Genomic DNA, 26,994 nt, shown 5'->3' on the forward strand with positions numbered 1-26,994 from the left:
TCTCCCCTTTACCTATTATTTATTATTCTAACCAGCTGTCCAAAAACTCACTTTGGTCCCCTTCAAAATAATCTTCAAAAAACTCTCGAAACTCTTCCGTATCCACTTGCTCGAATTGATATTCTTCGTAATAGGCCGCTAAAAAATCGAGCGCGGTTTCATTTCCGTCCAGGCCGTTAAAATAGTCCTTCAGCAGAATCGGAACCTTGCCGTAGATCGTAGAGTAATAAGACTCTTCTTTAAATTCGTCGAGCGGCAAGTTCACATAGGTTTCTGGCGGGTAGTACTCTTGAGCCATTTGCGCGCCCCAAAATCCATATTCATCGTCATCATAATAGTCGCTTAGGAAAAGCGAGCTTGCGAATTCCGTCAATCCTTCATCCAACCAAGCTTCCTCGTACGGGTCATTCGTCACCAGGAAGTAAAACCATTGATGGGCAATTTCATGCACAAGTACAGACTCCTGGGATTCTTCATCCGCTGCGACTTCGATAATATTCGGGTATTCCATATAGCCGTCGTTCCCTATGATGTCCAGCTCGCCAAAGGGATTATCGCCGATGTGTTCTTCAAAATACACATAGGACTCCGCTGCCAGTCCTGAAGTCTCCTCCAGCATATCCGCTGAAAGAGGTGTAAACACCCGCAGTTTTGTATCATTCGCTGCTACGGTTTCAAATTCCCATTCGTCCGGATCCATAATGGCTAAGTAAAAGTCTTTTATATTGTCACCTTGCACAGTGCCAGTTGAAGCGGCCACGATTTCACCATCTTCAGCCGAACTGGCCACCAAATAGTCCTGGGGCAAGTCGTAGCTGACGGTATAGTCCCCATAATCCGTATCGTAGGACTCGCCTTTCGAGTCATAATCTTCAATATCCCATCCATTTTGGTAATAGCCAAGCATCGGATACCAATGGGCCAAGTAAAAGTTGTTGTCCACTTGTGACAACCGCATACCGTTTTGCGGCAAAACCATTGAATACTCCACTTGAATATCTACAGTTGAATCAGGTTCTAGATCTGTATCCAACTCCACCAACAACTCATTATTATCCAAGTTAAAACCCGACTCTTCTCCATTAACAGATACCGCAATTATTTCCAGCCATACATCGTCATCTTTATAAAAAGAGGTTTCTTCAGAGTTCATGGCATTAGGAACCAAGTAAAAACCGATATCTTCCCAAGTGTCCGATGAATAGTTCGTAACACTGATGGAAGCCGCTACCTGAAATTCGTTTCTCTCATTCAGAGAAACCTCCAAGTCATAAATAGCGTTTACTGTATCTTCCACTCTTCCGGATTCCTGAGGTCCGCAGTCTTCACAAAAGACAGTAGCTCTCAAAATTAAAAATCCGACGACTCCTATTGCCACAACTAAAACTGCTGCCCATATTTTCAGCTTCACGGTGCATCTCTCATCTCTTTAAATGTTTTATCATTTCCAGCAATTATTTTCCGGCAAATCATCCAATAGACTATTCTTTCTAAATAGTATCATTTGTTTTTCGAACTGGCTCGCATAATTTTTGATTTTCAAATTTCGTTTTCATATGTATGAGAAAAGATTATTTTCTTCACAATAGAAAAGAGCAGATTTTAAACCTGCTCCTTCCTTGTAAACTTCAAATGGTACTCTTCACGGTCCGATTAGATACTTTAAAGATACACGTTATCTCTAATTCAGATAAAAAAAGGTTTTATTTCAAAACGCATGTTTTTGTGCAATCAAGACATACAAAGATTCAGTTGGAAAGAATTTTTCTGTAATATGCAGTCCTACAGCCTCTAACTCCTCTTCCATACCAGCTAAAGAAATTCTTGGTGTCTTATGCGTTGACTGCCCTTTCGGCTCCAATTCGATGACGATTACATAACCATCGTTTTTAAGTACATCTTTAATCTGTGTCAAAGTCGCCGCCAATGGATGGATTTCATGCAATACCAATGATGCGATTACCACATCGATTGATGCATCAGGGATCGGAATTCCCATGTTGCGTCCCTGGAGCGGAACAATATTGGCGAGCTCTTCCTTAGCTGCTTTTTGGCTGATCATCTCCAGCATCTCCTGATCGGTATCAAGTGCAAACACTTGGCCGTCCACTCTTTTAGCAGCAGGTATCGTAAAATAGCCCGTTCCCGCCCCAAAATCTAAAATATGATCGGTGCTCTTTAATGGAATACTATTCAGCAATTGCTCCGGTGAAAATTCGGCTTTTCTTTTTGCGCTCTCCAAGTAAGAAACTTTTCCGTGCTGATGAGCTGTTCCATGGGATTTACTGTGTTCATTAGCCATTTTCTGATCTCCTTTTGATTTGCTGGTAAATGCTTTTGGTTTACTAAATAATTTATTTATGCTATATAAGTTGAACTAATGATTTATTTCAGTCGATACTCCGCAAAACAGCTCCGCTTTCCAGCGGGCTCCCGCCCAATCCTCCTCGTCCGCTGCGAAAAACCGGTGCTCCTGCATCGCTGCGCTAGCTTCGTCGCAAATAAGGTAGGCAAATTCCTTTTGCCCGCCTTATTCCCTGCGGTGTATCGGTCGAATCGCTAAGCCGCAGGAGTCTTCGCTGTTTTGCTCCATATCTTTGAGAGTTCTCCAGCGCCGGTGCTGCTCAGGATGAGGTGGGGCAGTAAGGTGTGTGTTTTTCTCGGCTTATCGTGGGAACCAAGGTACGCCAGAAGAATTTGGTTCACCTATACAACAGAGCTTGCGGAGGATCATTGTTCTCTTCTCTTCCATAGCCGCCGAATCGGCATATAAATGTTACTTCTTTAGTTCAACTTATAGAGCTTACTTTTACTTGTGCAAATCTTTCCTCCAACAACTCTCCATTCAAAGCAATCCCAGCCATACTGCCTTCTGCAGCTGCCATGATCAATTGGGATGGGCCATCCATAACCGTATCTCCACAGGCAAAGACCCCCTCTACATTGGTCCGTCGAAAACGATCAGCTTCCACTCCGCCCCGCTCGTTTAACTTACAGCCGAGTGATTCCCCAATAGCAGAGGCCTGTATCCATTGTGACGCTACAAATCCGCCTGTACGGAAGAGACGTTCGCCGCCAACAAGCTCAATTGCCTCCAACTTACCGTTTTTCCCAATCAATGAGTGGATTTTTTCCTCATTGACCTGAATGCCGTTCTGTTCCAAAATGCCTTTTTCATCTGCTGAAAGGATCGGCTTTCCGTTCGTACAGACAACTAAGTCATTCGTCCAATTGGAAGACACTTTGGCCATATGAAAAGCGCCAGGAATTTCTGCAATGATGGCTAATGGCTGATCTCGAAGCTCCCATCCATCGCAGAATGGACAACTGAACAGACTCGTTCCATAAAACTCTTTCAAGCGGTTGATATCCGGAAGAACCTCTTTGAAACCGGTTGCTAAAATTACCTTTCGAGCTTTATAGAACATTCCATTTTCGGTTTCAATATGGAATAGCTGCTGTTCTTTTCTTACGTGCACTACCCGCTGTTTTTCAATTTTGACGTCCGGATATTTATTCAGCTCATCTTGGGCAATCCTTTTCAGCTCCTGTGGGTCTATCCCGTCACGAGTTATAAACCCATGTGCTTCTGAAGTCACTGCATTGCGGGGCTTATTATCATCAAACAAGACGGTTTTTCTTCTTGCTCTTCCGAGAACCAACGAAGCGTTCAACCCCGCCGGCCCTCCACCAATTACGGCACAATCCACTATCATGTCATCATCTTCTTTCTTGAATCTTTAGTTGATGTTTTCTGTTCTCTGGCTCTTTTCTTCCATCTTTATCACAATATCGATCAAGAGGCGCTTCCGAAGCTCTTCTTTCATGTTTTCTTCAGATTGTCTCATGACTCCTTCAATCAGACAGCCTTCATGACGATGGATGGAACAATTAAACAAATTGGTATCCCCTTCGATTGCCGTAATGACATCCAAAAATGAAATTTCATTCGATGACTTTGAAATTTTATACCCGCCTTTTGCGCCTGGTGTGGATTCAATCAGTCCGGCTTTCGTAAGCTTGGTCAAAATCTTCGACAGATAAGTCGGTGACAGCTTTTGAAATTCCGCCAATTCCTGAACACCTATCGTATTATTTAGCGGCAAACGGATTAAGTGCACCATTGTATGCAAGGCATAGTTCGTTGCATTTGAATATTTCATAACGGCCTCCTTTTTCCTTTTAAAGATATTACAGACTCCCGTTGTCTCTAATTGATTAAAATATATCATCCTTTTATGGCAAAAGTCAATTCATTAACTTTTATCCTCATGATTTAAACTAATAAGACAAAGATACTTTTCAATTTGACTAATATAGTTGTCATTTTGAAACAAATCAGTTACCCTTTAGATAGAATGAGGTGAAGACATGAAAACACGATTGAAGGAATTACGGGCTCGATTGGGCATCAACCAAACAGAACTAGCTAAGCGGGCAAAGATTTCCCGACAAACAGTGAGTTTGATTGAACGGGAAGAATTTATGCCTTCTCTGTTGATTGCCACGAAAATCGCACGTGTCTTTGAAGAACCCGTCGAAGAGATTTTTCAATTTGAGGAGGAGGAACTGGAATGAAAAAATTCGGAAGAATAAGTGGTCAATTGCTGATCGGTTCGCTGATAGGATTTTTCGGTATGCTTGCTGTCCTGGATGGCGATATCCGTATAGACTTGTCGCCATACGCCTACGCAGGAAACATAATCATTCTTGCCATCGCTGCAGCTCTGGTTGTCTTTTCAGCATACTGTTATTTCAGTGTCCGCATTCTCGCTAAACAGGACTTGACCGGAGACGAAAAAGATGCAGCTGAAGGACGCATGTACAAAAAGTATTCCGATGCCAGCCTCAGTTCCACTCTGGCAATTCTGCTCAGTTTAGCATCAATGAGCCTAAGCATCCTGACCATCCAGCCGTTATGGCTGCTGCTTTTGGGTCTTGTACTGATTATCTTCAGTTTCACCATATCCATCATCCTCCCGGGACTTATGAAGAATATGTACCCGGAACGAAACTTGCCTACCATCAGTGATAAGAAATATGCTGAAAAACTACTGAATGTTTCGGATGACGGTGAAAAGCATGTAATGCTTGGCGGTTTGTACAAAACCCATATCACCATGAATTCCCTGTTGCTGGGAGCGATTGTTCTGCTTCTTTTCTATTCGATGGCTTCAGAATCATCACAGCTGTTCAGTATTTTCATCATTATCGGTATTTTGGCGATCACCAATATGCAATATCAGTTCAGTATTCGAAATAAATAAATGCCGACAGCTAACAAAGAGGTGATCTGAATTTCTGATCAGACATAACAAAGCCCCAGTTTCTAATTTCAGAAATTGGGGCTTTGTTCGTATCTTATTCGCCTCGTGGCGCTTTTGGCGGCTGGCATACGTCACATTTACGCTGGTTTTTCGTATTGAATTTCGTAAATGTTTTTTCGAAGTTATTGCCGCATGCACATTTAAACAGCAGCTTTTGAGAAAAACCGTGGTATTCCGTCGATAATAATTTACTGTCTGAGTTTTTTTCGACAAATGCTTTAATTTCTTTGAAAGTCCATCGTTTATTCATTTTGTTACACCTCCATATTCTTTCCGTAAGCGGAGGCTTTTTGGCATCCGTTCAATTGAGGCAATACCAGTAATTGCCCTAAGTCCTTTATTATAACACGGGCCAGCCACATTATATAATAATATTCATCCATCCTTATTCATTCTTAATGAAATACTTTCCCGCGAAGTACGTATGGAATAGTTGTCTTCCTATGTATTGAGCCTTTTTCTTCACTTGGAACATACGCATATTTTTCTGCTGTTTTTTCATCCATCCAAGTAACTTCTTCTATTTCGTCAGTAGGCGACCGGTTAATTTCTCCGCCAACGATTTTCCCTTCGAACGTAAAGAAGATGGCGTGATGTTCCCGCTCTTCAAAAAACGCTTCACTCACCGCATACATGCCACCTACTTCAATATCCAATCCCGTCTCTTCCTTCACTTCACGTATAGCTGCTTCTTCCAAAGTTTCGCCAGATTCGACTGCTCCTCCAGGAAGTGTATAGTATGAGGAATCAGGTGCATTATTTTTCACCACCAGGATATTTTCTTTTTTGCTGTCGAATAAAAGTATATAGACTACATCTACTCTTTTCATCCTGTTTTCTACCTCTTTTCTCTCAAGACCTATATTCAGCAACTTATTTGTCAGTTCTTGCATTTGCTTCACTTTAAAAGGGTAAACAAATACCGACTATTCTATTGTGAAATGATGAACTGGAGGTCTTCGTGTGATCTTAATTTTAGCACTGTACATTGCATTGTTAAGTTTTTCTGTAAGTAAATTTGCCGGAACCAAACGCCACCGATGGATCCATTCAGGCTATATTACAGCGTTTTTGCTGCCTTTTTTAGTGTATGCTATTTTTCTTAAAATCGTTGCTCCTATCGTAAATGCTGGAATTGGGGTAAGCTTTTTCGGCTTTATTTTTGCTATTGCTACATCGTTCACCGGATTTGTCTTTTTGTATATAGGCTATGCATCCAAAAAGCTTCGTGAGGAGTAAAAAAATTTTTTGATTTCCTTATATTGTTCTGTTCTGAAAGAATCTGTTGATATCAAAAAAGGCATGTCCATCATGGACTTGCCCTCTCCCATTAGCATCTGACATATCTTCGCTTGAACCCCACTCTGCCTTTAGCCACATCTTTTTGAATGCTCTCGTAAGCATTCAGGAAACTGTTTTTTTTATTGTCACGCTTCACTTCCACTACACCGACTTCTTTGGAAACTTCAATCGCTCTTTCAGTTAGCGGCACATAGGAAATCCCCACCGTGTACAAAAAATTGTTCATGGCAGATTTCGTACGTTCAGGTGAATCGTGTATTGAGTTTTTCACTTTATCGAGCATCGAGGAAATCTTGCTTTCAGAAAACTCATGGTCCTTCCGGTTCCCCAAAAGCCAGCAGTAACAGCTCCAACCGGCAGACATCTTCAGTTCCTCACCACTCTCAATCCACTTATCGGCCACTTTCTGCGCAATATCCGATTCGGAAAGCGTCACCGCTACTACAAAATCCGATATCATATAGAAATAGGCACCATCCATCCATCGGTCGAAATCAGCTGCGGTCATTGCTATCGGATCTGCAATGATGCCCGCAAAATACATGGCATCGTAATTGCCGGTTGCATACAGTTGTTCAGCTAATGGCTGATCTTTTTTTATTTGCTTGGCCATCGGTTTCATGGCGCCTGTAGCTACGCCGAAAACAGGTTCAACCGCGCCATTGGATAGGTATATTTTTTTCATCCGTTCCTTGCCTAATGCTTCAAGCTCCTGCATCACTGTTTCATACTCCATCATTCAGCACCCTTTCTTGAGAAAAATAATATCTTGCTTCAGCAAATGCCATGTCAAATCCACTCTTTTCTAACGTAAGTGTACACCATGTAGTCCTTTTTAGCAGTTAAGCAAAAAGGTGGACACGAAAATCCAAGAAGATCGCATAAAAAAATAGGCTACTTTCATTCCGAAAGAATCCGAAAATCAAGTAGCCCAAAACGACGCTTTGTACATGTCTAAGTTTACTGGTTCACATCATGATACAAGAATTGCATCACGTTATTCATAGCGAATGATTCAAAAATTTAACTCTTCACCAAATTTTCGGATGGTTTATTGAGTTCAAATACTTCTTTGAAATTCACTTTTTCGCCTTCCTTCAGTCGCTTCTTGTATTCAGCTGTTGCTGTAAAAAGTGCGTCTGTTGAAGAGTTGAGCGATGTTTCAAATGAATCTTGCAGCACGCCTATCACGAAGCCAACACCTACTACTTGCATAGCCACATCAGCAGGAATGCCGAACAAACTGCAAGCTAAAGGAATCAGCAAAAGCGATCCGCCCGCAACACCGGAAGCGCCACATGCACATACTGCGGCCAATACGCTAAGGATAATCGCTGTAGGGATGTCCACTTGGATGCCAAGCGTATGCACAGCAGCGAGCGTCAGAACAGTAATGGTAACAGCGGCACCTGCCATATTGATAGTTGCTCCTAGTGGTATTGATACAGAATATGTGTCTTTGTCCAATCCCAGCTTTTCACATAACGTCATGTTTACTGGGATATTTGCTGCAGAACTGCGCGTGAAGAAAGCCGTAATGCCGCTTTCTCTCAAGCACTTAAATACAAGTGGATATGGATTCTGGCGAATGTTCATAAAAACGATAAGCGGATTGACCACAAGCGCCACAAAAAGCATACATCCAATTAAAAGAGCGAGCAATTTCCCATAACTCAGCAATGCCCCAAGCCCGTTTGTCGTAATGGACTCAATCACTAGACCCATGATGCCAAGTGGTGCAAACTTGATGACCCAGCCAACCATTTTAGCTACTGCATCCGAGAAATTAGTGATTACTAATTTTGTGTTATCAGCGGCCGTTCTCAACGCCAAACCAATGACAATCGCCCAAGCTAAAATACCGATATAGTTTGCGTTGTAAAGCGCACTTACTGGATTATCGACAATGTTCAACACTAAAGTTTTAATAACTTCAATCGCATTACCCGGAGCCGCCAAATCCTCAGCACCTTGAGTCAAGGCAATGCTTACCGGGAAGATGAAACTGGCGATGACAGCAATCAATGCGGCCAAAAACGTTCCTAATAAGTAAAGAAATATAACTGTTTTCATATTTGTCGGCTTGCCGCTTCTATGCTGCGCGACTGATGCCATCACTAAAAATAGCACCAATACAGGCGCGATTGCCTTCAGTGCGCCTACAAATAAAGTACCAAAGATGGTCAATGATTTTGCTGCTTCTGGAATCAAAACAGCCAGTACGACCCCTAATATCAGCCCTATCAATATTTGCTTTACAAGACTAATCTGATTCCATGCTTTCAATACTTTCATACGTTCGTTATTCCCCCTGTTGATTTCTAAGTAGCCTAAACACAGCCCATCTTCTGCTGAACGTCTCTAGTTGTCTTTCCCCCTTATAATAACGCTTTCAATCTAATCTTATTCTATACAACCTGAAGAGTGAATAAAACAAATTTTTTCTAAAATCAATGATTAGTTTGTAACTTTATTGTGATTTATCAATTTTCCCTTCTTCAGATATACAAAACGAATATTGTATCCTCATTGAGAGACTTCGTTTAATCCAGATTCTTTATCCTAAGTTTTGGCCAATACCTTTTCCAATTCTTCTGTTCCATCCGACTTCTATAAACTTCAATCCTGCCGATATCTGCGGTGAACTTATGGAGTTGGTTTAACGACCAAACTGGTGGGATCGTCAATCCCATGAGGTGCCGATAAGATTAAGTTATCACGCCTGTCCAGTCGAACTCCCAGGACTGTCGCGGTCTCCGGAATAATGATTTTATTTTCCCTTGTCAATCTAATCAACTGCCCTAAAACAATTTCACCTCTATCGCCAATGCACCCCATTGTGTTTCTTGTTCTTTAGAATAGATTTCAAACGTTTCATTAATCATCCTGTCCATTGTCCACCCTCCACAACCCATATCCACAAAAGGTACTTGCTTATACATTTCTTGAAAGCCTGAATAAGTTGTAAGATTGGTAACTTCAACTTCCATCACTTCATCTTGTCCAGAAAGCTTTTTAAACTTGATAGTATCTCCAACTTTAATTTTTCTACGCTTTTCATCGTTCAGCCGCACCTCGATTCTTTTCTTTCCTTCTTTCATCAGTCTGAAGTATTCATTATCCAACCCCATGGTATGTCTCATCATGTCCTCCGTTATGAAAAATTTGAAAGTGCTTATTTAGTTGCTATGAGCAAAAACCGTTTAGCATTTGTGCAAATTCCTTTTGCTGTTTGATTGTTTTTGATGAACTCATCGAAAAGGCGAAGGTCTTTCATCTTTTTGCCGAAATCAAGAATGATTGGTGTGTGTTGGAGTAGAAACAGGAGATCTTCTGGCCGTTGATAATATTCTTTGGCGTCATAATCGAATGCCTGCACTACAGAAAAACCGGCAGCTTTTAATTCCTTCATGTATTTTCGTTTCAATGCCCCATCAGCATCTCCAAAAGACTGGCCGCGTCCAAAGGTATTTTTGATATTCAGTTTATCGTCTTCGCTCACTTGCTGCGTTAAAAATACCCCGCCGCTTTTCAACACTCGAGCGACTTCATTTGAATCGAAAGGAGCGTGGCGAGAGGTGACGACATCAAAGAAATCTGGAGGGAAAAACAAATTCTCGGAATCCATCTTCACAAAACGCAGGTTAGCTAACTTCATTTTTTTCAGGTTTTCTTTTGCCGAATCAATCATTCCATTTGATGAATCAATTCCAACTGCCAGCAGTACGGTAGGAGCAAGTGCTAACAGGTTTTCTCCTCCCCCCGTACCGATGTCCAACAAGATTTTTGTTTTATTGCACCTTTTGATTACTTCATCATTGAATTGCCATCCTGTCCCATTGACGGAAACTTGCAATTGGCTGAAGTCCCATCCGTTTACCTTTCCGGTTTTTTCGTAAAACCTTGCATACTCCAATTCATCCATATAGTCGCCCCCATCCAAATCAATAGTATTCGTGCAGTTGGTTCACTTGATCTGGAAGACTTTCATTTCGGTAAATCTTTCCCTTCACCAACTACTGTTTTACTCGCGGTAAGCTGATTGGACTGATTTTGCTAGATTCCCAGCTTCAGAAGCCCCCAATCTTTTTAACTCTTTGGAAAGCAGCATCAGGCGATTTTCTATCTGCTGCTTTGTTCCATAGCGAATCCGAATTCCTTCGGTCATGTCTTCCGACAGCAATTGATGGTGTATGTTTGCTGTTTCCAAAAGCTGCAGCAGTTGTTCTCCTCTTACTTGATTGGCGATATGTGCATCCCCTTCGCTATAGCCTTCTAAAAATCCATTTCCGATCATTCTCAAAATATGTGCAACTGCACTAAAATCATGTTGTTTATAGCGATCTGTATCCGCTAAAGCGACAAAGAAAGTTTCGTACAAATTCATAAAATTTCCAGCCATTCCTCGCGGATAGTAAACACTTGGAAAAGGGTCGATTACAACGACCCGGTTATCATTCATCAAGATATTCTCCGGTGAGACATCCTGATTGACCAACAAAGTCTTTGTGAATGTTTGTTTTCTAAGTTCTACGGACATGCGGATCGCTTCGCCGAGCGTTTTGTCTTCGAACTCAGGAAGGACTGCACTTAATGCTTGGTAATCCGCTAAATGCTCTTCACTTTCTTCTATAAGAAATGCTTCAGCACTTCCTGACAGACTGCCTTGCAGCCCTTGAGTTTGTGACCATTTCAGATAACCGAAACCTTCCAATCCATGGGGAATCTCTTCTGTCTTACGGTGGATGTATCCGATCTCCCGGCCTATCCGGTAAGCTTCTCCATCGGTGAGTTTATGTAAATCGATCTTTTCTCCTCCAAAAGACTCGAGTGTATACGTAAGCTCTGGGGACACATGGTATTGAAAAAATGATGGCGCTGCTCCAGCAACTGCTTTATTGACGGTTCGGTAATAAAGTTCAGTTCCCCCGTAATCTGCTTTTAAAGTCTCTTCATCGAACGGGACCTGCTTGCCATAGGCACTAGCTTTCGGGATCCGCAACACTAAATCGATACCAGCTCGCGATACTTTCCATGCGTAATGCCACGCCCCTTCCCCGAGATATTCTGCTGAATTGATACCAGCATGCTGTAAGGCTTTTTCTAATTTTATATTATCCACAATTGTCCCTGCTTTCTGTTTTAAGTAGACAGATAAATACGATAAATCAAGTTTACCATTATTAAACAGAAGATTACGGAAAAATCTTTTCGCTTACAGGTTATACATAAAGGAAATAAAAAATAGTATTTTCAGCTTCTCATTTATGAATATTTCATTTTCTGAAACCCATCTTCTATGTTAACGTATAGAATACAAAGAAATTAACATTTTTTTCAAAAAATTCAAATTGGAGGTATATATGAAAAATTGGCTGATTATTTTAATCACTTTAGCTGTGTTGATTTTAGGCAATTGGGTGGCAGCTGCTATTCTGCAAATGGCTTTTTTGGATATTGCTATCCCTTTTGCGGGACTTGCATTGGTCCTCATTTATTTTTTCAAATCTAAAGGAGGCATGGCCAGCCGCCAGTTGGACATGTCCATTCAAGGGCAAACGGGGATTCGGATGGAGCGGGAAGCCCATTCAGCAGGAAGATCATATATTTTCATCGGTTCCGTCCTTTACCTCTTAATCGTAATTGGACTGACCTTTTATATCTACAGGGAGTATTTTTGACTTGAATGCACTTACCAGGTTAATCCCAAAATATAAGAGGTCGGAATGAAGAAAGTAATAAAGATTTCCATGAAATTTCTATTCGGCGTTATTGGAATCGTCCTGATCAGTGTGACGCCTGCTTTATTCGGCGGTGCTATCTGCGATCGGATTTCAGTCCCAAAGGCATCACTTTTATCCTGCTGACAATGTTCATTCCTTTTTTCGTTTTCTACACAGCCATTGAACTGTTTATGGAACGGAATGAAATCGAACGGAATGCTGTCTTTGAAAAGTTCATTATGACAGTGATCGTGTTGCCTGTAACGACCAGCGCAATCGGAAACGAGATAAATGAGTCGTTGAAAAAAGAATACGTCTTGAGTTCAGTGTTAATGGGAGGTTCCCTGAGTTGGATTCTAGCCAAACACATCTAGCCACAGATCTGGCCAAAATTGCTGTTGATGTGGGTACAGCACATTGTGCAGGTGCTTCAAATGTTCGTGCACTTGGGTATTTTGTCTATTTTTGCCGGTGGAGCGCTGTATCAGTCTGATTCTCCCCGCTTGGTGCCGGAAATTTATGAACTGTCAGGAATGATTGCGATTTCCAGGGAAGTTTTTGTGACGAACCAGTACTAGTTGATTCTTCCGCCACTATCTATTTTCATGGTGTTGATTTATTGGTTTACTACGATTGCAGAGTCTCTCATGCATAAACAGCTTCCATCATTTAAACCGGTAAGAGTAAAGAAGCTGCAGGAAAATCAAAACTTGGTTTCTTCATTTAAAAGAATCAACAATTCCAAAGTAACAGACGAAGTGAACTGAACCTATGAAAAAGGAAGGACAGAATCACCTGTAAGGGATTCTTCCTTCCTTTTTTGTTATTATCCAAGTTTATTGCATCTTCAAATTTTCATAGGTTGCATGATCGCAGATGATAAAAAGCCGGGCACCTTCAGATATAGGATCCCCCATTCTGCGAATAATGCTGAAGTCAGGTCCATCTGCAATCAAATTGGCACCTTGTTCACTCAACGCATCGAATGCATCTTTGTATATGCGCCAAGAAGGAGCAGGGCTGATTTCCCATATGTTTTCTCCATATGTGTGGTTCAAGAGCTGCATAAATAAACGGCTCGACCCATGATGTAGCATGGACTTCGTCATCAACTGGGGGAAAGATTCACTCGACAGCACAAATTCATTGACTCCGGCATGTTGGAACATCCGGATATGATCTTCGTGTGTGATTTCGACGATGGTATATATATTCCTCTTCTGATCAACGGCATATCTCTCGATAGCGGATGCGATAAGCAATGTTTTACCGTCTGCCTGGACCTCGTAATCATTTTCAGAAGCGAATATCGATACTGAGTTTGCCCTATCGATGTTTGCTTCCTGCAAAACTTTTGTATTCGTGGGGTTACCACGGATATAGTGAAACCGCTCATGCTTAAAGGGCGCCTCTTTCACATGGTCAATCAACACAACATCTGTTTTGATATCTCTGCTAAGCAATATTTCTTCGATGGTCTTCTGTACACTTTTTGACCAGCCGATTATCAAAAAATGATCTTTTCCTTTGTAAGCCAGTTTTCCTTCCATTTTAAGCCTCCCGTAATAAGTATAAAAATCCACCACTTTCCCAAGTATGATACCAACGAGTCCGATACCGAATATATAGAGGAATATTCCAAACATCCTTCCCGGAACCGTAGTTGGAGAATAATCACCAAAACCTACAGTGGTGACCGTCGTCATCACCCACCAGAAACCAGCAAAAGGGCTAGGAAAAGTTTGTGGCTCGATAATGTAGATGATATATGCACTGGCGATGTAAAATAGACTGGCAAACAGGATCAATTTACCCGGATTGATTTTTACAATTCGCTTGATCAGTTCGAACATCCTAAAACCTCCAACCTTGATGCATTTCTGATTCCCACTGCCTTCAGCAGTCGATTAAGCAGTTTAACTACAGTCTTTTAATGGATAGAGGAAATCCAAACTAACTTTTAGGGATAACTGCAAATTTCGCGATGAACATCAGCACCAGAAACAAAACAGTCAACAGGCTTACAGCATTGCTGATCGTTTGAGTTTGAGGAATGAGCCCAAAATAAACAAGACCATTCATCAGTAAAAGAAAAACAAATCCTGCAAATACAAAGGTATAGAAATGATTTCCGATGAGCAGCCTTTTATTGAGGGAATCGGCAGCTGAAATTGTTTTCTGCAAAATTACAGACTGTTGAATCTGTTTTATCAAACCGTATATAAAGATACAAATCAAAAGGAATGGAATTACACCATTGATCCAACTCATAATAACCCTCCCATCGCTTTATGTTTCTTATTAGTTTATACTATTCCATTACACCATAGAGTGATTTTTCTGTTTTTTATTCATCACTTGTTTTATCCTTAAAAAGCTTATTGACATATTTTACTCAACTACGCTAGTATATGAGTTAACCAATAAAATAAAAAGGTTAACTCATAAGGAGGCGTACAGGTTTGTCGGAATCGAATTTGAAATTGAGAATGATGATTGTTACAGCATTATTTGCAGCCATTATTGGAGTCTTAGCGCAAGTAACTATTCCATTGCCATTAGTGCCGATTACAGGCCAGACATTAGCAATTGGACTTGCTGCAACTATTTTAGGGGCTAAGTACGGAACATTGTCTGTTTTGGTTTATTTAGGGATCGGTGCAGTAGGAATTCCGGTATTTGCGCAAATGTCAGGCGGTTTAGGCAGCTTGTTTGGACCAACCGGCGGATATTTAATTGGTTTTATCCCAACCGCCTTTATTATCGGGTATTATCTTGAGAAGACGGGCTTTACAGTTACTCATGCAGTTATTGCCAATGTCATCGGCATGTTTGTTGCCTTGACTTTCGGAACTGTCTGGTTGAAAATATTCGCAAACCTGTCATGGACAGGTGCCTTTATGGGAGGATTTTTCCCATTCCTTTTAGTGGGTGTCATCAAAGCCGCACTTGCTGCCTGGATAGGAATCTCAGTCAGAAAACGCTTAAAATCCGCAAGTCTTTTATATAGTGAAACTCAAACTACGCCATAAATAATCTAGAACTTCTACAAGTGACATTCGCTTTACATAGCCACTTAACTCATAAAAAACTGTCGCCCTACATTTGGGGCGACAGTTTTTTATGAATGCGGCAATTATATTTCATTCATCGTTTTTTCTGAGCGCCGGTAGCTATAGGCAAAAACCAGGATGATTCCCGTGCAGACAGCCAGTCCTGCAGCTAAAGCAAATAGACCGATGGCCGGCCACGGGTCGAAAACAGCGACTGCAAAGCTGCCTGCCAATATGATGCCGGTCAGAACAGCACTTACCTTAACCGGGAGATATCTTTTTTTCAATGCCGACTGGCAGTAGACGGTCAACAAACCGAACAGCAGAAGATAAAGACCTGTAACCGTTATCGGGTTTGCGAGCCAGTGTGCTAGTGCGGATGGCCGGAACTCAGTATTCGGTTCAGGAAAATCCAAACTCACAGATGACGTTTCCCCGCTGCTATAATCGACGGTCATTGCCTCATAGTCCTCCGGTTGACTTGGCCAATTCGGCTGCATCAAAAAGGCGATGCGGTTTTCATGATGGAAAAAAGTTGGAGATGCGACAGAAGCATTGAAGTCCGTCAGTCTTTTCGTTTCCCCCGATGAGGTTTCCATCAAAAAAAGTTCGTATTCATATAGCGAGCCATTATTTTTGGATTCTTCCGATACTGCTGTATAAGCCAGCAGCCCTTCATCATTAAAAAAATCCGGATGGTAAAGGTCATTGCTGATGTACTGCGGCAAATAAGCGCTTTCCATCCCTTCTTCGATTGAATAGGCAATCAGCCGTTGCACACCGTCAAACTCCGTATAATAAAGCGTTGTTCCGTCGCCTGAAACCGTTAAGTCGTCCATTGCAAAAGAGTCTTTGTCAGTAAGCTTAAGAAAATCTCCGCCTTCGGCATTCACTGAAAATAAGTCGGCTCCATTTTCTTTCTCCCCTTCAGGCTTTAAAAAGTCTTCGGCGGGAATCGCCATATAATAAATAGTGCTGCCGTCCGGTGAAAAAGCAGCGTCAGACACATGCACTTCTGTTCCGGTCAATTTTATGGATTCACCAGTTTCCCCGGTTTTGTGATGCAGAGACTGGACGCCAACACTGTTAGCCGCCAGATACAGAAACCCTTCGCCAACCGGTGAAAATTGAGGCATTCTGTGGTCCTGTTCTGCCGGTTCCGTCACTTTCCTCACTTCCCCGTCTTCCAGACTCCCCAGATAAATAGCTTCCTTTCCATTTTCATAATAAGAAAATGCAAGAGTCGCATCATCTGGCGATAGAGAAATACTTGAACCCAAACCTGAGTGAGTACTATACGAAGTCTCGTCATTCAAAATCCCATAAGTGATCACTGCCACGAAAAGTACAGCGACAATACCAATGGAAATCAATAGAGCACGATGACTTTTCATTTGACCGTCCTCCCATTATGTATGGAAATATAAACTTCATATTGTCCGATCTTCGGCTATTTTCTTCAATTCAATTGCTCGATTCACTATAAAACTCCTCATATACGCCTCTAAAAATAATTTATCTGCTACTATCCCCAAAAAACCTAAAGGGGAGCGATAAACGAATCGGTCTCTCATGATTGTTCCGTTGTCTTTTTCTATAAACTCATGCGTATGGGTAAAGGAATGGAATGCTCCTTTCACCATTTCATCTATAAATTGATAAGGTTTCTCCATTTCAATTATTTTAGCTGTCAGCTTTTGCTTTACGCCAAAATGAGTGGCTTCCCAAGTGACACTGTCCCCTTGTTCCATTAACCCTTCAGTCACCCCTGCTACAGCTCGTTCCTTGGTCTTAGCAGTAGTTCGGGTATGTATTTCAACATTTCTGGCAAGATCAAAACAAACCCTAATCGGTGCTTGGATATAAATTTCATGCGTGATAATTGGCATACTAGACCTCTTTCCGCCTATCTTATTTACTTAGAAAGCTCAACTAAAAATTGAGTAGGCTTTCTTTAAAATCCGCTATCCGATGATCGAAGTTTAAATCACTCCTTCGCCATCTCTCTTTTAATAGAGGGTATCCCGGTAGCTCTTCTCCAGAAGTTTGCCAATCGCTTCTTCGTCCACATTCGGCAATTTCGCATGAGCCGCTAAAATCTTTGCACCTTTTGGAAGTTCTTCTTTATCCGTCCATGTTTCAGGATTCCACAGTTCCGACCGTTTAAACGCCTTGGCACAATGAATGAAGCATTCCTCCACGTCCACGCCGATTCCAAGAAGAGGATTTTTTCCATTGACCGCCATTTTCCCAAGCAGTTCTTCGTCGTGGATTACACTGGCTTTTCCGTTTATACGAAGGGTTTCACCCAGTCCCGGAATCAGGAACATCAAACCGATATTCGGATTCGACAAGATATTCCGCATGGAATCCATCCGTTTGTTACCGGGCCTTTCCGGTATGATCAACTGCTTATCGTTCAATACATAAACAAAACCGGCAGCGTCGCCCCGAGGAGAAACATCGCAAAATCCCAATTCATCAGCTGTTGATAACGTTAGAAAGGATGATTTTGCAATAAAACCTCTGCAATGTTCATCCAAGTATGAAATCACTTTATTATTTACGAGTTCACTCGGCTTTCCGGTGATTTCCCTCAATTCTTCCACTGTCTTTATTGTATTTGGAAAGGTGTTTTCCAGTTTCAATGTTCTCCATCCCCTTTGTTTCAAATTCCCTTTTTATTCAGTACATTAATTGTGTAACTGCTATCCATAGTGTGCGAACCAGTAGTTTTTAGGCTATAGATTTTCACTTTAGTGTTTTATAACTCTATTTTACATTATATTGCACTAACTATTCCGTGTTTTTAGTTTTCTTTCTATTGGGTAACTTCCTACTATCTCATGAGCTGAAACACAAAAAGCGTCCGTAAAGTGTTTTGGCACTTTACGGACGTTCATTTTTTCTTAATTACATTTGCGAATAGTGAATGATGTGCTCAATTCTTACAATCGTTCATCTCCGCTACGGCTCTGCTGAATTTGTCGAAATCAAATTCGACGCTGTTGGGCTTATAGAAGAACAGGATGGATTCTTTTTCGCCTTGTGCCAATAAAAAAGTGACCACGGCTTTCGGGCTTGCCATATCGATACCCGCCTGGTTGGCATCTGCCAGCTTCATCAGGATATTGTCCGGTGTTTTACTCACTCCAAGCTCCCCTTTCCTGCCTCCGGTAAATTACGGATGTCCAAAATGGTCGGCAACTCCTTAAAATCAGCTCGTCGGGTCATTTCCATCAATAGGCGAGCCGTTTCTTCCGGACTGCTGAGCAATCCGCTCTCTTTGTAATCCAGGAATTTCTCGACTAACGGGAAATCGGCTGCTTCACTTTGGCGAATTTTCTGCTGCATGGCGGTATCGATGATTCCCGGTGCCACAGATACCACTTTCACGTCATCATTTTCCGCATCCAGGCACGAACTGAAATGATCGAGCCCCGCTTTTCCGGCACAATAAGCGCTCCAGCCTTCATAGATTTTACGTCCCGCTCCTGAAGAAGTATTGACGATTTTCTTCTCGGCTGAGTTGCTTTTCAGCTGCCGGATGAAAGCACCGCAAAGCAGCATCGGCGCCGTCAAGTTGAGCACGATGCTTTGGCTGACCTGTGCCGAGTCATTGGTGTGGGCAAGTCCAATCGGTTCGATGGTTCCCGCATTATTCACCAAGACAATCGTTTCTGTTTCTCCAGGAATCAGATTTAAAGCCTGTGCTACGATTTCTTCAATTGCTTCCAGATGGGTCAGATCGAATGGCAGAAAATGCCCTCCTGGCCAATTTTCCGGTTCGGTGCGTGCAATTCCGATGACCAAATGCCCCGCTTCACTAAGCTGGCGGCTCCATTCAAAACCGATCCCCTTAGATGCTCCGGTAATGATGTATGCTTCTTTTGCCATTACGCCTCCCCGCCTTTTTGATACATGATTTCTCCAGCCACAACCGTCATGACAGGTTGAGCTTCCAAAATCTGTTCTTCATTTCCTGAGAACAGGTCCCGATCGAAAATCGTGAAATCGGCATCAAAGCCTTCGCGGATCACACCGCGTTCCGCTTCCTTGCCGATGGCTGCTGCACTGCCGCTTGTATAAAGCTGGATCGCTTCAAAACGCGACAGTTTTTCTTCAGGCTGAAAACCTTTATGGGTTTCATATGGCTTTCTGCGTGTTACTGCCGCATAGATGCCGAGGCACGGATCGACCTCTTCGATCGGCGCATCCGATCCTCCAGCACAAATCAAGCCATGGTCGAGCAGCTTTTTCCAGGCATATGCCCATTCCAACCGACTCTCACCCAGACGCTCCACAACCCAAGGGAAATCAGATGTCACAAAGCTCGGCTGGAGATCCAACGCTACATCAATCTTCTTCATGCGCTCCACCAAATCTTCACGAACCACCATTGCGTGAATGAGGCGGTCACGTTTGCCTGCAGGCACCGGATGGGCTTCAATAGCATCCAATGCCATTTCCAGTCCCAAATCACCAATGACATGTATAGCTACAGCTTCCCCATGTTTGCGTGCTATAGAGACCAAGCGCTTGAACTCCTCATCTGATTGGATCGCGACGCCGATTGTTGATGGGTCATCGTTATACGGTTTGCTCAGCAATGCTGTGCGGCCGCCGATTGATCCGTCCGAAAAGATTTTCATCGGGCCCGGATCGACGAACGGTTCAGCGTATGTCGCGTTTTCCATCATGTCTTCAAATGCGCTATGTGCTCTAAGCAGATGCGCACGGAATTTCACCTCATCGCCGATGACATTCTTGAATGCCTGCAAAGGCCTTGAATAATGGCCATAATAGCCCATATCTTCTGTATGTGCACCCGTCAAACCAAGCGACAGTAAATTGTCTACTGACTTTTGCAGGGCACGCGTCAAATATTCAACGCTGACCTCCGGAACCTGGTTGGCGACAAGATCTTGTGCAGCGTCCAACAGATAGCCGGTCGGCTCTCCGTCAGCATCACGTACAATTACACCGCCTTCAGGATCTTGGGTGTCTTTTGTGATGCCCGCAAGTGCCAAAGCACTGGAATTGGCCAAAATCGCATGACGGCATACCCGTTTCAGCAACATCGGTGATTCGCTGATTTCATCAAGTTCGTGGCGGTGGAAAATTTTACGGTCTGCAAAATTATTTTCGTTCCAGCCTTCTCCGATAAACCACTCTTCCTTGCTCAATCCTTTGGTGGACTCGATCAATTGCTCCCGCATTTCTTCTGAGCTCTCGATTTTCGATAAATCGACACGCATCAGCTTTTCGCCGTGGCCGATCATGTGCATATGGCTATCGACAAATCCCGGGTACATGCTTTTTCCCTGCAGATCGATTTCCTTGTCAGCCCATTGCTTTAACTCCTCATACGTACCGACTTTCTCTATATGATCATCCGACACCAATACTGCTTCTGCAGTAGCGCCTTCAGCTTGCATTGTATAAATTGTTCCCCCATGCCATAGCACTTTCATCTAACCACTCCTTTTCTCTCTTCTCATCATAAGTTTATTCGCCGTGGCATTCAATACGTTTGGTTTGAATTTTTCAATGATTCACCCGCAAAGCAAAAGCATACCTAAATATGGTATACTGTTTTTACTTATAGAAAGCAGAGGTGAACCCTCCCAATCGGAGGGACGAATTGGACAGTATACTCATTCTCAATTTGTTTTTGGTCGCTCTTTTAATCGGGCTGACCGCTTTATTTGTTGGATCGGAATTTTCAATTATCCGTGTCAGGATGTCCCGCATTGATCAACTTGTATCAGAAGGCAATAAAAACGCCATCTTGACAAAGAAAATCACCAGCAATCTGGATTATTATTTATCCGCTTGCCAATTGGGAATTACAGTGACGGCGCTTGGCCTTGGTTGGCTGGGTGAACCGACTGTCGAACGGATCCTGCATCCGGTTTTTGAAAACTTTGGAATAGAAGAACCGACTGCGTCGATCTTTTCCTTTATCATCGCATTTACCGTCATTACTTTTTTGCACGTGGTGATCGGCGAATTGGCCCCTAAAACTCTGGCAATTCAGTATGCAGAGAAAATGGCCCTTGTCCTCGCCCGCCCGCTCTATCTGTTTGGCGTCATTCTTTTGCCATTCATCTGGGTGTTGAATGGATCAGCACGTTTGCTGCTGCGGGCCTTCGGCATTGAGCCGTCTGAGCACGAGCATGCCCATTCGGAAGAAGAGTTGAAGATCATCATGACACAAAGTTACAACAGCGGTGAAATCAATCAAACGGAACTATCGTATATGCAGAATATTTTTTCTTTCGATGAACGGCTGGCAAAAGATGTCATGCTGCCGCGGACACAAATGGAGACCATTTCACTTGAGATGAGCCATGACGATTTGATGGAGATTGTGCGTGACCACCAGTACACCCGTTATCCGGTAACCGAACATGGTGACAAAGATGATATTATCGGCTTTGTCAACGTTAAGGAAATGCTGACCAATTACACCTATAAACAAGATTTGAACGATAGCATCGTCATCCACGATATTCCTTTTGTGCATGACATGGCTCCGATACAGGACGTGTTGCTGAAAATGCAGAAAGAGCATGTCCACATGGCGATTGTCGTCGATGAATATGGCGGAACTGCCGGCGTCATCACGATGGAAGATATTTTGGAGGAAATCGTCGGGGAAATCCGCGATGAGTTTGACGAAGACGAGCGCGACGAGATCAAAGCCGTCGACATCAATAATTATTTATTGAACGGCCGCGTGCTCTTGTCTGATCTGGAAGATCGTTTCGCCATCGAGTTTGATGACAGTGAAGATGTCGATACCATCGGCGGCTGGATCCAGTTGAAGAATACAGATATCAGTGAAGGCGAGTCGGTTGAATTGCCCACCCATACCATCACCGTACGCGAAATGGAAAATCATCAGATTATCCGGGTACTCTTAACGCGCACTGCAGAGCGAATCGAATAACCAGGAAAATCCCCGACAACAGATATTGTTGTCGGGGATTTTTTTATTTTTCTTCCAATAATGATTTTTCGTATTCGAACTTTTTCATCAGCATCTCGCCTGAATAGCCTTCTTCGATCAATTTCGCCAATATCGCTTTGGTTTCATCATCCGCTGCTTCCGGATGTTCGCCGCGGTCAAATTCCACGACGTTTTCTGCGTCTGTAATCCAGTCCGAGAAACTGCCCATATAAAGTCTCAGCTGGTCATAGCCTTTTTCAGCCAAGATGGCATAAAGTGCCGCTGCCGTTACGCCGCTGCCACAATAGACGACAGCCGGTTCATGCTTCTGTACGATATGGCTGATGTCTTCACTTAACTGGAACTCACCCTGAGAAACGAATTGTGCCCAGTCCAGATTTCGCGCTCCTGGAATCCGTCCTGCAACAGGATCGATCGGCTCTTCAAGTCCTGCATAACGCACTGCAGAACGTGCATCAACCAGAACCCCCAATTCGTCGCCGCTGATGACATTTTTCACGTAGGCCTGATCAGCGAAGATTTCACTAACGAAATCCGGTTCAAGGTCTGTGCGTTGAGGGTTCGGCACTTCAGCAGAAACTGCAATCCCCTGCTCTTTCAGCTCATGAAAGCCTTTTTGGCTGATATGGACCTCGTCGAATCCTGCATATTTCAGCAGCCACCAGGCACGTGCCGCAAAAGGAGAACCGCCTTGGTCGTAAATGACGATCGAATCGTTCTTGTTCAAGCCGCTTGAACGGATCAATTCAGTCAATTGCTCATTCGAAGGCATCGGATGCCGTCCTTCAGTCGCTGACATATCCGACAAGTCTTTTTCCAGATCCCAGAAGACAGCACCAGCAACATGCTCTTCTTTGTACATCTTGTGGCCTGCTGACGGATCCTTCAAATCAAATCGTGCATCTATCCATTTATGGTTTTCGGTATCGGTTGTTTCTATAAACACAGACATCGTCTACACCCTTCCGTCCATCAAATTTGAATACAGCTCTTTCCATTGTGACAATCTTTCAGATTGCTGAAGCAAAGTACGCTCCGAGTCGATCTGGTCGACAGCTTGGCGGAGAATATGCTGGCGCAAGCCTTCCGCTTCCTGCTCGATCCAAAATTCCGCCCAGTTGCCGAGTTCTTTTTTCTCTTTTTCCAGATAACGCAAAGCATCCGGTTCCATCATGGATTGCAGTGCATCACGCAGCTTTTCTTTTTCATTTTTTTCAAAGAAGCTCTTATTGTTCTTATAATACGATTTGACCGATGAATAATCGGCATCCGTAAACGGTTTAGGGATATCCAACGAACCTGCTTCCTGGACTTCATACGGTGTAAATGAAAAGTCCGGATTCAGTTCTTTCAGCTTGGCCGTGTCTTCCTTAAAGCGCAATTCCAGTTTCTTTTCGATAAACTGGCCAAGGCGGAAATTGGTGACACGCAATTCCTGCTGGAAATCAAAACCGGTCATTTCGTTTATGTCCTGCAACGCGGTATCCAAGGCTTGCTGCGCCGATTTGTTTGAAAAGACCGACGGGTTGAATGCTTCTTTGAAAAAGTCGTTGAAGCGGTAGAAAACCCGCTGATTGACGTAATACAGCAATTCATCCAATTCCTGCAGGGCTTCGCGCTCCAATAGTTTGGCGATCGATGCACCGAACAGGATGCGCAACTGCTGCTCAAGATGCTTGAGTTCTTCCAGCCGTTCGTCTTTTCGCATCAGGTTCTTTTCCGTATGTTCGATCAGGCTTCGGAAACGATCCACCGTTTTCTGTTCTTCCTCTGCCAGTGACTGGACGGCCATGCCTTTCAGCTCTTCCTTCAAGAAGTGCTGGAACGCTTCCTCGAACTGCGGCATGCCGGAATGCTCCCGGTCACGCAGTGCCAAAAGGCTGGAAACTCCGAACAACCGGGGGAAGCGGATGCCGAAGCGCTGCAGCTCGTCTTTCACATACGTGACGACCGCATCTTTTTCCTGCTCGTCATTGGCCAAATCGATGGCATTGACGACAAAGAACATTTTATCCATTTCAAAAGCATCTTTGACCCGCCCGAGCTGGATCAGGAATTCCCGGTCCGCCCGCGCAAATGCATGGTTGTAATAAGTGATGAACAGGATGGCATCAGCGTTGCGAATATATTCGAAGGCGACATTGGTATGCCGCGCATTGATGGAATCCGCTCCCGGCGTATCGACCAGCGTTACGCCATTGCGCGTCAGTTCACAATCATAATAAAAGTCGATTTCATCGACAAAACAGCTTTTTTCTTCTTTCGCTACATACAAACCGAATTCTTCACGGTCTGTCCGGATGGTTTCACCCAAACGGTCCTTGAAGCCTTCATAGCCTTTATTGAAGGCGATGATGAACGATTTATGGACCTGCTGCTCAGTTGGCGTATCCTCCGGCAATTTCAGCGACTTGGCATAGGCATCTTCCAAAGACGTCACTTCAATCCCTAGGACATGGAAGGAGTTTTTGACATCTTCCGTCATCTGGGCACGGGTCTTCAAACGCACATCCGCGGTTTCATGTGGATGCTTTTCCGTGACCGGACGGATCCGGTTGATGGTTGCCGTCGTCGGATTCGGTGATACCGGCAGGACAGTTTCACCCATCAAGGCATTTGAAAATGATGATTTCCCGGCACTGAATGCACCGAATAATGCGATGGTGAATTCCTGCCCTTCCAGGCGGCCGGCTTTCCGTTTCAAATAAGCTGCGGTTTCGGCAAAGCCTTTGATCGGGTTGATCACTTCTGCGGTGCGGTTGGCACGTTCAAGTACAGCTTTTTCATCGAATGCAGCCACTTCAAGCACTTCAGCCTGCTGTTCCTGTTCGATCTGTTGCTGGTCATCTTTTTCAAGCATCGCCGGATCGAATTCCGTCATCTCTTCAATGGAAACTTCAAACTCTTCCAGCCATTGATCCACTCTTTCCTCAGCGGCTGTTTTTTGCTTCGGCAGCATCGCCGAATAGGATTTTTTCACTTTATCGATTTTGCTGTCCATTTCTTCAAGCGTCTGGATCGCCAGTACTTTTTTGGACAGATTTTGTGCTTTCATGTCGATTTCCGTGCTGACATCATCCGACAGGCCTTCAAACTTTTCTTCCTGCGCTTTTTTCCAGCCGTCCGTTTCGCGGATAAACCAGCGCTGGACAGCTGTAGAGATGCTGTTGGCAAAATTCAGCACAGCATCTCCAGTCGTGGAAGCGCCTGTCGGAGTTTGATCTTCGACTACAGAAAACGGCACATCAAAGACCATATCATCGATCGCCAGGGATTCACTGTCGGTCAATAATCCAGCATCCTTCAAAGAAGCTTTCATCAATTTCTTCAGGTGGTTGGTGATTTGGGAAGAAACGGTCGACTCCAGCCGCTCATCCACTTCCTGTTTTCTTTTCTGCCGTTCTTCTTCTGTCTTTTTGCCGCTGAACAGCATACCTACTTTGAAATTCGGTTGGACCGACTCCAAGTAGCTGGTCAACGCGCTACGCAGCTCATAGGGCATGATATTCGAGTTTTCCAATAGTTCCTTGCGGCTCTTCTCGAATTTGGCCTGCCAGTTTTCGAAATCCTGTACAGACATTCTGCGTGACACCAATGCATTTTCCTTTTTCAAGTCTTCGCGCATTTCCCATTCTTCCGGATCAAGAACTTCGGAAAATGCCTGCAGACGCTCCGCTTTCTCATCTTCCAAAAACTTGATGTGTTCATCCTTCAATTGATCCAGGGCCAAATCCGAAGCTTCGCCGATATGGCCTTTCCAGTCCTGCATGGTCGATGACACCAATTCTTTGACCTGTTCGAAATCATTGCCAGGGAAAGTGAAGTCCTTCAAAGATGTAAAGAAGATGCCTTTTGGAACAACTCCCCACGCCGCAAACGAATCATGTACAGTTTGCTGGAAATCCGCAAAGCTCATTTCGCTGCTTTGATGCTTATCGATTTGATTGACGATCAAGTACAGCTCGGTGTATTTCTGCAGTTCTTTTGTGAAATTGAAATTCAATTCGGACTGCACATGGTTGTAGTCCATGACGTAAAAGACCATGTCCGCCACATGCAGAGCCGATTCTGTCGACAGCCGGTGAGCGTCATCGGTGGAATCGACGCCAGGCGTATCCATTACAGTGATGCCTTTTGGCAGGACAGAAGCCTGATGGCCGATGTCGATCTGTGTGACATCCCCGCTTTTGCAGAATTCCTTAACAGCATTAAAATCGTAATTCTCGGGAAAATAGACAGGCTTCTCGTTTCGCATATTGACGATGGCGAAGTCTTTATCCGCTTTCTGGACATTGACGATATTGGCGCTCGTCGGAATCGGGCTGGACGGCAATAAAGTCTCGCCTGTCAACGCGTTGATCATGGACGACTTACCGGATGAAAAATGGCCGGCAAAGCCGATGATGAAATTATTCTTCAGGATTTTCTTCGCAAATAAATGGGCTTTCGCTTCACGCTCTGTATCTTCGTTGTCTCTGAAGATCTTGTAGAGATGCGCCGTTTCAAGTAATTCTTTCTTATGATCCAGAACTGTCATTTAGAAATCTCCTTCTCCGCTTACTGCTCTCTATCATATCATTTTTACGACAGAACGAAAAACATCCTTCCCGAAA

At 43.5% G+C, this 26,994-nt stretch carries 30 protein-coding genes; 8 read left to right on the plus strand and 22 right to left on the minus strand.

The genetic code is table 11. The annotated features are described in order from the left end of the window. Positions 1-22: 22 nt before the first annotated feature. From Q0785_RS07465 to Q0785_RS07480, 4 genes are all read right to left on the minus strand, one after another. Positions 23-1,411 carry a M1 family metallopeptidase gene (locus Q0785_RS07465; RefSeq protein ID WP_298827865.1) on the minus strand — a complete coding sequence of 463 codons (1,389 nt, stop codon included), beginning with the start codon at positions 1,409-1,411 and terminating at the stop codon, positions 23-25. Between the two features lie 297 nt (positions 1,412-1,708). Beyond that, positions 1,709-2,302, minus strand: a complete 594-nt coding sequence (locus Q0785_RS07470; RefSeq protein ID WP_298827868.1) for a class I SAM-dependent methyltransferase — start codon at positions 2,300-2,302, stop codon at positions 1,709-1,711. 487 nt (positions 2,303-2,789) lie between these two features. Then, positions 2,790-3,716, minus strand: a complete 927-nt coding sequence (locus Q0785_RS07475; RefSeq protein ID WP_298827871.1) for an NAD(P)/FAD-dependent oxidoreductase — start codon at positions 3,714-3,716, stop codon at positions 2,790-2,792. A 24-nt stretch (positions 3,717-3,740) separates the two neighbouring features. Next, a complete protein-coding gene (locus tag Q0785_RS07480) occupies positions 3,741-4,163 on the minus strand; it encodes an Rrf2 family transcriptional regulator (RefSeq protein WP_298827874.1) in 423 nt (140 codons plus the stop codon). Between the two features lie 208 nt (positions 4,164-4,371). Between Q0785_RS07480 and Q0785_RS07485 the strand changes: the two genes are divergently transcribed. Together Q0785_RS07485 and Q0785_RS07490 are read left to right on the plus strand one after the other, a co-directional pair. Next, positions 4,372-4,578, plus strand: coding sequence for a helix-turn-helix transcriptional regulator (locus tag Q0785_RS07485; protein WP_223632658.1), 207 nt, complete (start codon positions 4,372-4,374; stop codon positions 4,576-4,578). Then, positions 4,575-5,267, plus strand: a complete 693-nt coding sequence (locus Q0785_RS07490) for a DUF3169 family protein (protein WP_298827877.1) — start codon at positions 4,575-4,577, stop codon at positions 5,265-5,267. The genes Q0785_RS07485 and Q0785_RS07490 overlap by 4 nt, the downstream gene beginning before the upstream one ends. Before the next feature lie 94 nt (positions 5,268-5,361). Here the strand turns inward: Q0785_RS07490 and Q0785_RS07495 are convergent, their stop codons facing one another. Continuing rightward, on the minus strand, positions 5,362-5,577 hold the full coding sequence (locus Q0785_RS07495; RefSeq protein WP_058385191.1) for a hypothetical protein: 216 nt from the start codon (positions 5,575-5,577) through the stop codon (positions 5,362-5,364). 145 nt (positions 5,578-5,722) lie between these two features. After that, a complete protein-coding gene (locus tag Q0785_RS07500; RefSeq protein ID WP_298827895.1) occupies positions 5,723-6,157 on the minus strand; it encodes an NUDIX hydrolase in 435 nt (144 codons plus the stop codon). Positions 6,158-6,290: 133 nt separating this feature from the next. Here Q0785_RS07500 and Q0785_RS07505 point away from each other — a divergent pair, with 133 nt between their 5' ends. Next, on the plus strand, positions 6,291-6,566 hold the full coding sequence (locus Q0785_RS07505; RefSeq protein ID WP_298827898.1) for a hypothetical protein: 276 nt from the start codon (positions 6,291-6,293) through the stop codon (positions 6,564-6,566). A gap of 91 nt (positions 6,567-6,657) precedes the next feature. On the opposite strand, the gene Q0785_RS07510 is transcribed toward Q0785_RS07505, so the two are convergent. The 6 genes from Q0785_RS07510 to Q0785_RS07530 all read right to left on the minus strand — a co-directional run bounded on the left by Q0785_RS07510 (position 6,658) and on the right by Q0785_RS07530 (position 11,751). After that, positions 6,658-7,365 (minus strand): DNA alkylation repair protein, encoded by a 708-nt coding sequence (locus Q0785_RS07510; RefSeq protein ID WP_223634838.1) that lies wholly within the window; start codon positions 7,363-7,365, stop codon positions 6,658-6,660. A gap of 287 nt (positions 7,366-7,652) precedes the next feature. Next, entirely contained in the window at positions 7,653-8,924 is a 1,272-nt protein-coding gene (gene sstT / locus Q0785_RS07515; RefSeq protein ID WP_223632670.1) for a serine/threonine transporter SstT, read from the minus strand. 351 nt (positions 8,925-9,275) lie between these two features. Then, positions 9,276-9,467: a nucleotidyltransferase family protein gene (locus Q0785_RS20370; RefSeq protein WP_366522830.1), complete on the minus strand. Its 192-nt coding sequence runs from the start codon at positions 9,465-9,467 to the stop codon at positions 9,276-9,278. Continuing rightward, entirely contained in the window at positions 9,431-9,772 is a 342-nt protein-coding gene (locus Q0785_RS07520; protein ID WP_298827907.1) for an ASCH domain-containing protein, read from the minus strand. Before Q0785_RS07520 ends, Q0785_RS20370 begins: the two co-directional genes overlap by 37 nt. A gap of 32 nt (positions 9,773-9,804) precedes the next feature. Next, positions 9,805-10,554, minus strand: coding sequence for a class I SAM-dependent methyltransferase (locus Q0785_RS07525; RefSeq protein ID WP_298827910.1), 750 nt, complete (start codon positions 10,552-10,554; stop codon positions 9,805-9,807). Positions 10,555-10,653: 99 nt separating this feature from the next. Further along, positions 10,654-11,751, minus strand: coding sequence for a hypothetical protein (locus Q0785_RS07530; RefSeq protein ID WP_298827913.1), 1,098 nt, complete (start codon positions 11,749-11,751; stop codon positions 10,654-10,656). A gap of 241 nt (positions 11,752-11,992) precedes the next feature. Between Q0785_RS07530 and Q0785_RS07535 the strand changes: the two genes are divergently transcribed. From Q0785_RS07535 to Q0785_RS07545, 3 genes are all read left to right on the plus strand, one after another. Next, positions 11,993-12,310: a hypothetical protein gene (locus Q0785_RS07535; RefSeq protein WP_298827916.1), complete on the plus strand. Its 318-nt coding sequence runs from the start codon at positions 11,993-11,995 to the stop codon at positions 12,308-12,310. A 45-nt stretch (positions 12,311-12,355) separates the two neighbouring features. Next, a complete protein-coding gene (locus Q0785_RS07540) occupies positions 12,356-12,496 on the plus strand; it encodes a hypothetical protein (protein ID WP_223632685.1) in 141 nt (46 codons plus the stop codon). 290 nt (positions 12,497-12,786) lie between these two features. Then, entirely contained in the window at positions 12,787-12,930 is a 144-nt protein-coding gene (locus Q0785_RS07545) for a hypothetical protein (protein ID WP_298827922.1), read from the plus strand. Positions 12,931-13,188: 258 nt separating this feature from the next. Here Q0785_RS07545 and Q0785_RS07550 read toward each other — a convergent pair whose 3' ends face one another. Next, positions 13,189-14,205, minus strand: a complete 1,017-nt coding sequence (locus tag Q0785_RS07550; protein WP_298827924.1) for a potassium channel family protein — start codon at positions 14,203-14,205, stop codon at positions 13,189-13,191. A gap of 100 nt (positions 14,206-14,305) precedes the next feature. Continuing rightward, positions 14,306-14,623, minus strand: a complete 318-nt coding sequence (locus tag Q0785_RS07555) for a hypothetical protein (protein ID WP_298827927.1) — start codon at positions 14,621-14,623, stop codon at positions 14,306-14,308. 191 nt (positions 14,624-14,814) lie between these two features. Here Q0785_RS07555 and Q0785_RS07560 point away from each other — a divergent pair, with 191 nt between their 5' ends. Further along, positions 14,815-15,384, plus strand: coding sequence for a biotin transporter BioY (locus tag Q0785_RS07560; RefSeq protein ID WP_298827932.1), 570 nt, complete (start codon positions 14,815-14,817; stop codon positions 15,382-15,384). 104 nt (positions 15,385-15,488) lie between these two features. Here Q0785_RS07560 and Q0785_RS07565 read toward each other — a convergent pair whose 3' ends face one another. The 6 genes from Q0785_RS07565 to Q0785_RS07590 all read right to left on the minus strand — a co-directional run bounded on the left by Q0785_RS07565 (position 15,489) and on the right by Q0785_RS07590 (position 20,879). Next, a complete protein-coding gene (locus Q0785_RS07565) occupies positions 15,489-16,799 on the minus strand; it encodes a hypothetical protein (RefSeq protein ID WP_298827943.1) in 1,311 nt (436 codons plus the stop codon). Positions 16,800-16,835: 36 nt separating this feature from the next. Beyond that, entirely contained in the window at positions 16,836-17,294 is a 459-nt protein-coding gene (locus Q0785_RS07570; RefSeq protein WP_298827946.1) for an SRPBCC family protein, read from the minus strand. A 120-nt stretch (positions 17,295-17,414) separates the two neighbouring features. Then, the gene (locus Q0785_RS07575; protein WP_298827949.1) at positions 17,415-18,053 is read right to left on the minus strand and encodes a pyridoxamine 5'-phosphate oxidase family protein; all 639 of its coding nucleotides are present in this window, start codon (positions 18,051-18,053) and stop codon (positions 17,415-17,417) included. A 293-nt stretch (positions 18,054-18,346) separates the two neighbouring features. Next, entirely contained in the window at positions 18,347-18,556 is a 210-nt protein-coding gene (locus Q0785_RS07580) for a hypothetical protein (RefSeq protein WP_298827952.1), read from the minus strand. Next, entirely contained in the window at positions 18,553-19,302 is a 750-nt protein-coding gene (locus Q0785_RS07585) for an SDR family NAD(P)-dependent oxidoreductase (protein WP_298827955.1), read from the minus strand. Before Q0785_RS07585 ends, Q0785_RS07580 begins: the two co-directional genes overlap by 4 nt. Then, entirely contained in the window at positions 19,302-20,879 is a 1,578-nt protein-coding gene (locus tag Q0785_RS07590) for an amidohydrolase (protein ID WP_298827958.1), read from the minus strand. The genes Q0785_RS07585 and Q0785_RS07590 overlap by 1 nt, the downstream gene beginning before the upstream one ends. A gap of 170 nt (positions 20,880-21,049) precedes the next feature. On the opposite strand from Q0785_RS07590, the gene Q0785_RS07595 reads away from it, so the two are divergent. Then, positions 21,050-22,360, plus strand: a complete 1,311-nt coding sequence (locus tag Q0785_RS07595) for a hemolysin family protein (RefSeq protein ID WP_298827963.1) — start codon at positions 21,050-21,052, stop codon at positions 22,358-22,360. 43 nt (positions 22,361-22,403) lie between these two features. Here the strand turns inward: Q0785_RS07595 and Q0785_RS07600 are convergent, their stop codons facing one another. Continuing rightward, on the minus strand, positions 22,404-23,333 hold the full coding sequence (locus Q0785_RS07600) for a sulfurtransferase (protein ID WP_298827966.1): 930 nt from the start codon (positions 23,331-23,333) through the stop codon (positions 22,404-22,406). A 3-nt stretch (positions 23,334-23,336) separates the two neighbouring features. Then, positions 23,337-26,918: a dynamin family protein gene (locus Q0785_RS07605; protein WP_298827970.1), complete on the minus strand. Its 3,582-nt coding sequence runs from the start codon at positions 26,916-26,918 to the stop codon at positions 23,337-23,339. Positions 26,919-26,994 lie beyond the last annotated feature (76 nt).

It is taken from the genome of uncultured Planococcus sp., assembly GCF_947501725.1.
Lineage (GTDB): Bacteria > Bacillota > Bacilli > Bacillales_A > Planococcaceae > Planococcus > Planococcus donghaensis_C.

What these genes read in the sequence shown, in the direction of transcription:
- Q0785_RS07590 (WP_298827958.1), bottom strand. Translation starts at nt 20,879, where the DNA reads ATGAAAGTGCTATGGCATGGGGGAACAATTTATACAATGCAAGCTGAA.
- Q0785_RS07550 (WP_298827924.1), bottom strand. Translation starts at nt 14,205, where the DNA reads ATGTTCGAACTGATCAAGCGAATTGTAAAAATCAATCCGGGTAAATTG.
- Q0785_RS07555 (WP_298827927.1), bottom strand. Translation starts at nt 14,623, where the DNA reads ATGAGTTGGATCAATGGTGTAATTCCATTCCTTTTGATTTGTATCTTT.
- Q0785_RS20370 (WP_366522830.1), bottom strand. Translation starts at nt 9,467, where the DNA reads ATGGGGTGCATTGGCGATAGAGGTGAAATTGTTTTAGGGCAGTTGATT.
- Q0785_RS07490 (WP_298827877.1), top strand. Translation starts at nt 4,575, where the DNA reads ATGAAAAAATTCGGAAGAATAAGTGGTCAATTGCTGATCGGTTCGCTG.
- Q0785_RS07585 (WP_298827955.1), bottom strand. Translation starts at nt 19,302, where the DNA reads ATGGCAAAAGAAGCATACATCATTACCGGAGCATCTAAGGGGATCGGT.
- Q0785_RS07500 (WP_298827895.1), bottom strand. Translation starts at nt 6,157, where the DNA reads ATGAAAAGAGTAGATGTAGTCTATATACTTTTATTCGACAGCAAAAAA.
- Q0785_RS07545 (WP_298827922.1), top strand. Translation starts at nt 12,787, where the DNA reads ATGTTCGTGCACTTGGGTATTTTGTCTATTTTTGCCGGTGGAGCGCTG.
- Q0785_RS07475 (WP_298827871.1), bottom strand. Translation starts at nt 3,716, where the DNA reads ATGATAGTGGATTGTGCCGTAATTGGTGGAGGGCCGGCGGGGTTGAAC.
- sstT (WP_223632670.1), bottom strand. Translation starts at nt 8,924, where the DNA reads ATGAAAGTATTGAAAGCATGGAATCAGATTAGTCTTGTAAAGCAAATA.
- Q0785_RS07565 (WP_298827943.1), bottom strand. Translation starts at nt 16,799, where the DNA reads ATGAAAAGTCATCGTGCTCTATTGATTTCCATTGGTATTGTCGCTGTA.
- Q0785_RS07495 (WP_058385191.1), bottom strand. Translation starts at nt 5,577, where the DNA reads ATGAATAAACGATGGACTTTCAAAGAAATTAAAGCATTTGTCGAAAAA.
- Q0785_RS07605 (WP_298827970.1), bottom strand. Translation starts at nt 26,918, where the DNA reads ATGACAGTTCTGGATCATAAGAAAGAATTACTTGAAACGGCGCATCTC.
- Q0785_RS07535 (WP_298827916.1), top strand. Translation starts at nt 11,993, where the DNA reads ATGAAAAATTGGCTGATTATTTTAATCACTTTAGCTGTGTTGATTTTA.
- Q0785_RS07470 (WP_298827868.1), bottom strand. Translation starts at nt 2,302, where the DNA reads ATGGCTAATGAACACAGTAAATCCCATGGAACAGCTCATCAGCACGGA.
- Q0785_RS07485 (WP_223632658.1), top strand. Translation starts at nt 4,372, where the DNA reads ATGAAAACACGATTGAAGGAATTACGGGCTCGATTGGGCATCAACCAA.
- Q0785_RS07525 (WP_298827910.1), bottom strand. Translation starts at nt 10,554, where the DNA reads ATGGATGAATTGGAGTATGCAAGGTTTTACGAAAAAACCGGAAAGGTA.
- Q0785_RS07570 (WP_298827946.1), bottom strand. Translation starts at nt 17,294, where the DNA reads ATGCCAATTATCACGCATGAAATTTATATCCAAGCACCGATTAGGGTT.
- Q0785_RS07480 (WP_298827874.1), bottom strand. Translation starts at nt 4,163, where the DNA reads ATGAAATATTCAAATGCAACGAACTATGCCTTGCATACAATGGTGCAC.
- Q0785_RS07510 (WP_223634838.1), bottom strand. Translation starts at nt 7,365, where the DNA reads ATGGAGTATGAAACAGTGATGCAGGAGCTTGAAGCATTAGGCAAGGAA.
- Q0785_RS07520 (WP_298827907.1), bottom strand. Translation starts at nt 9,772, where the DNA reads ATGAGACATACCATGGGGTTGGATAATGAATACTTCAGACTGATGAAA.
- Q0785_RS07600 (WP_298827966.1), bottom strand. Translation starts at nt 23,333, where the DNA reads ATGTCTGTGTTTATAGAAACAACCGATACCGAAAACCATAAATGGATA.
- Q0785_RS07540 (WP_223632685.1), top strand. Translation starts at nt 12,356, where the DNA reads ATGAAGAAAGTAATAAAGATTTCCATGAAATTTCTATTCGGCGTTATT.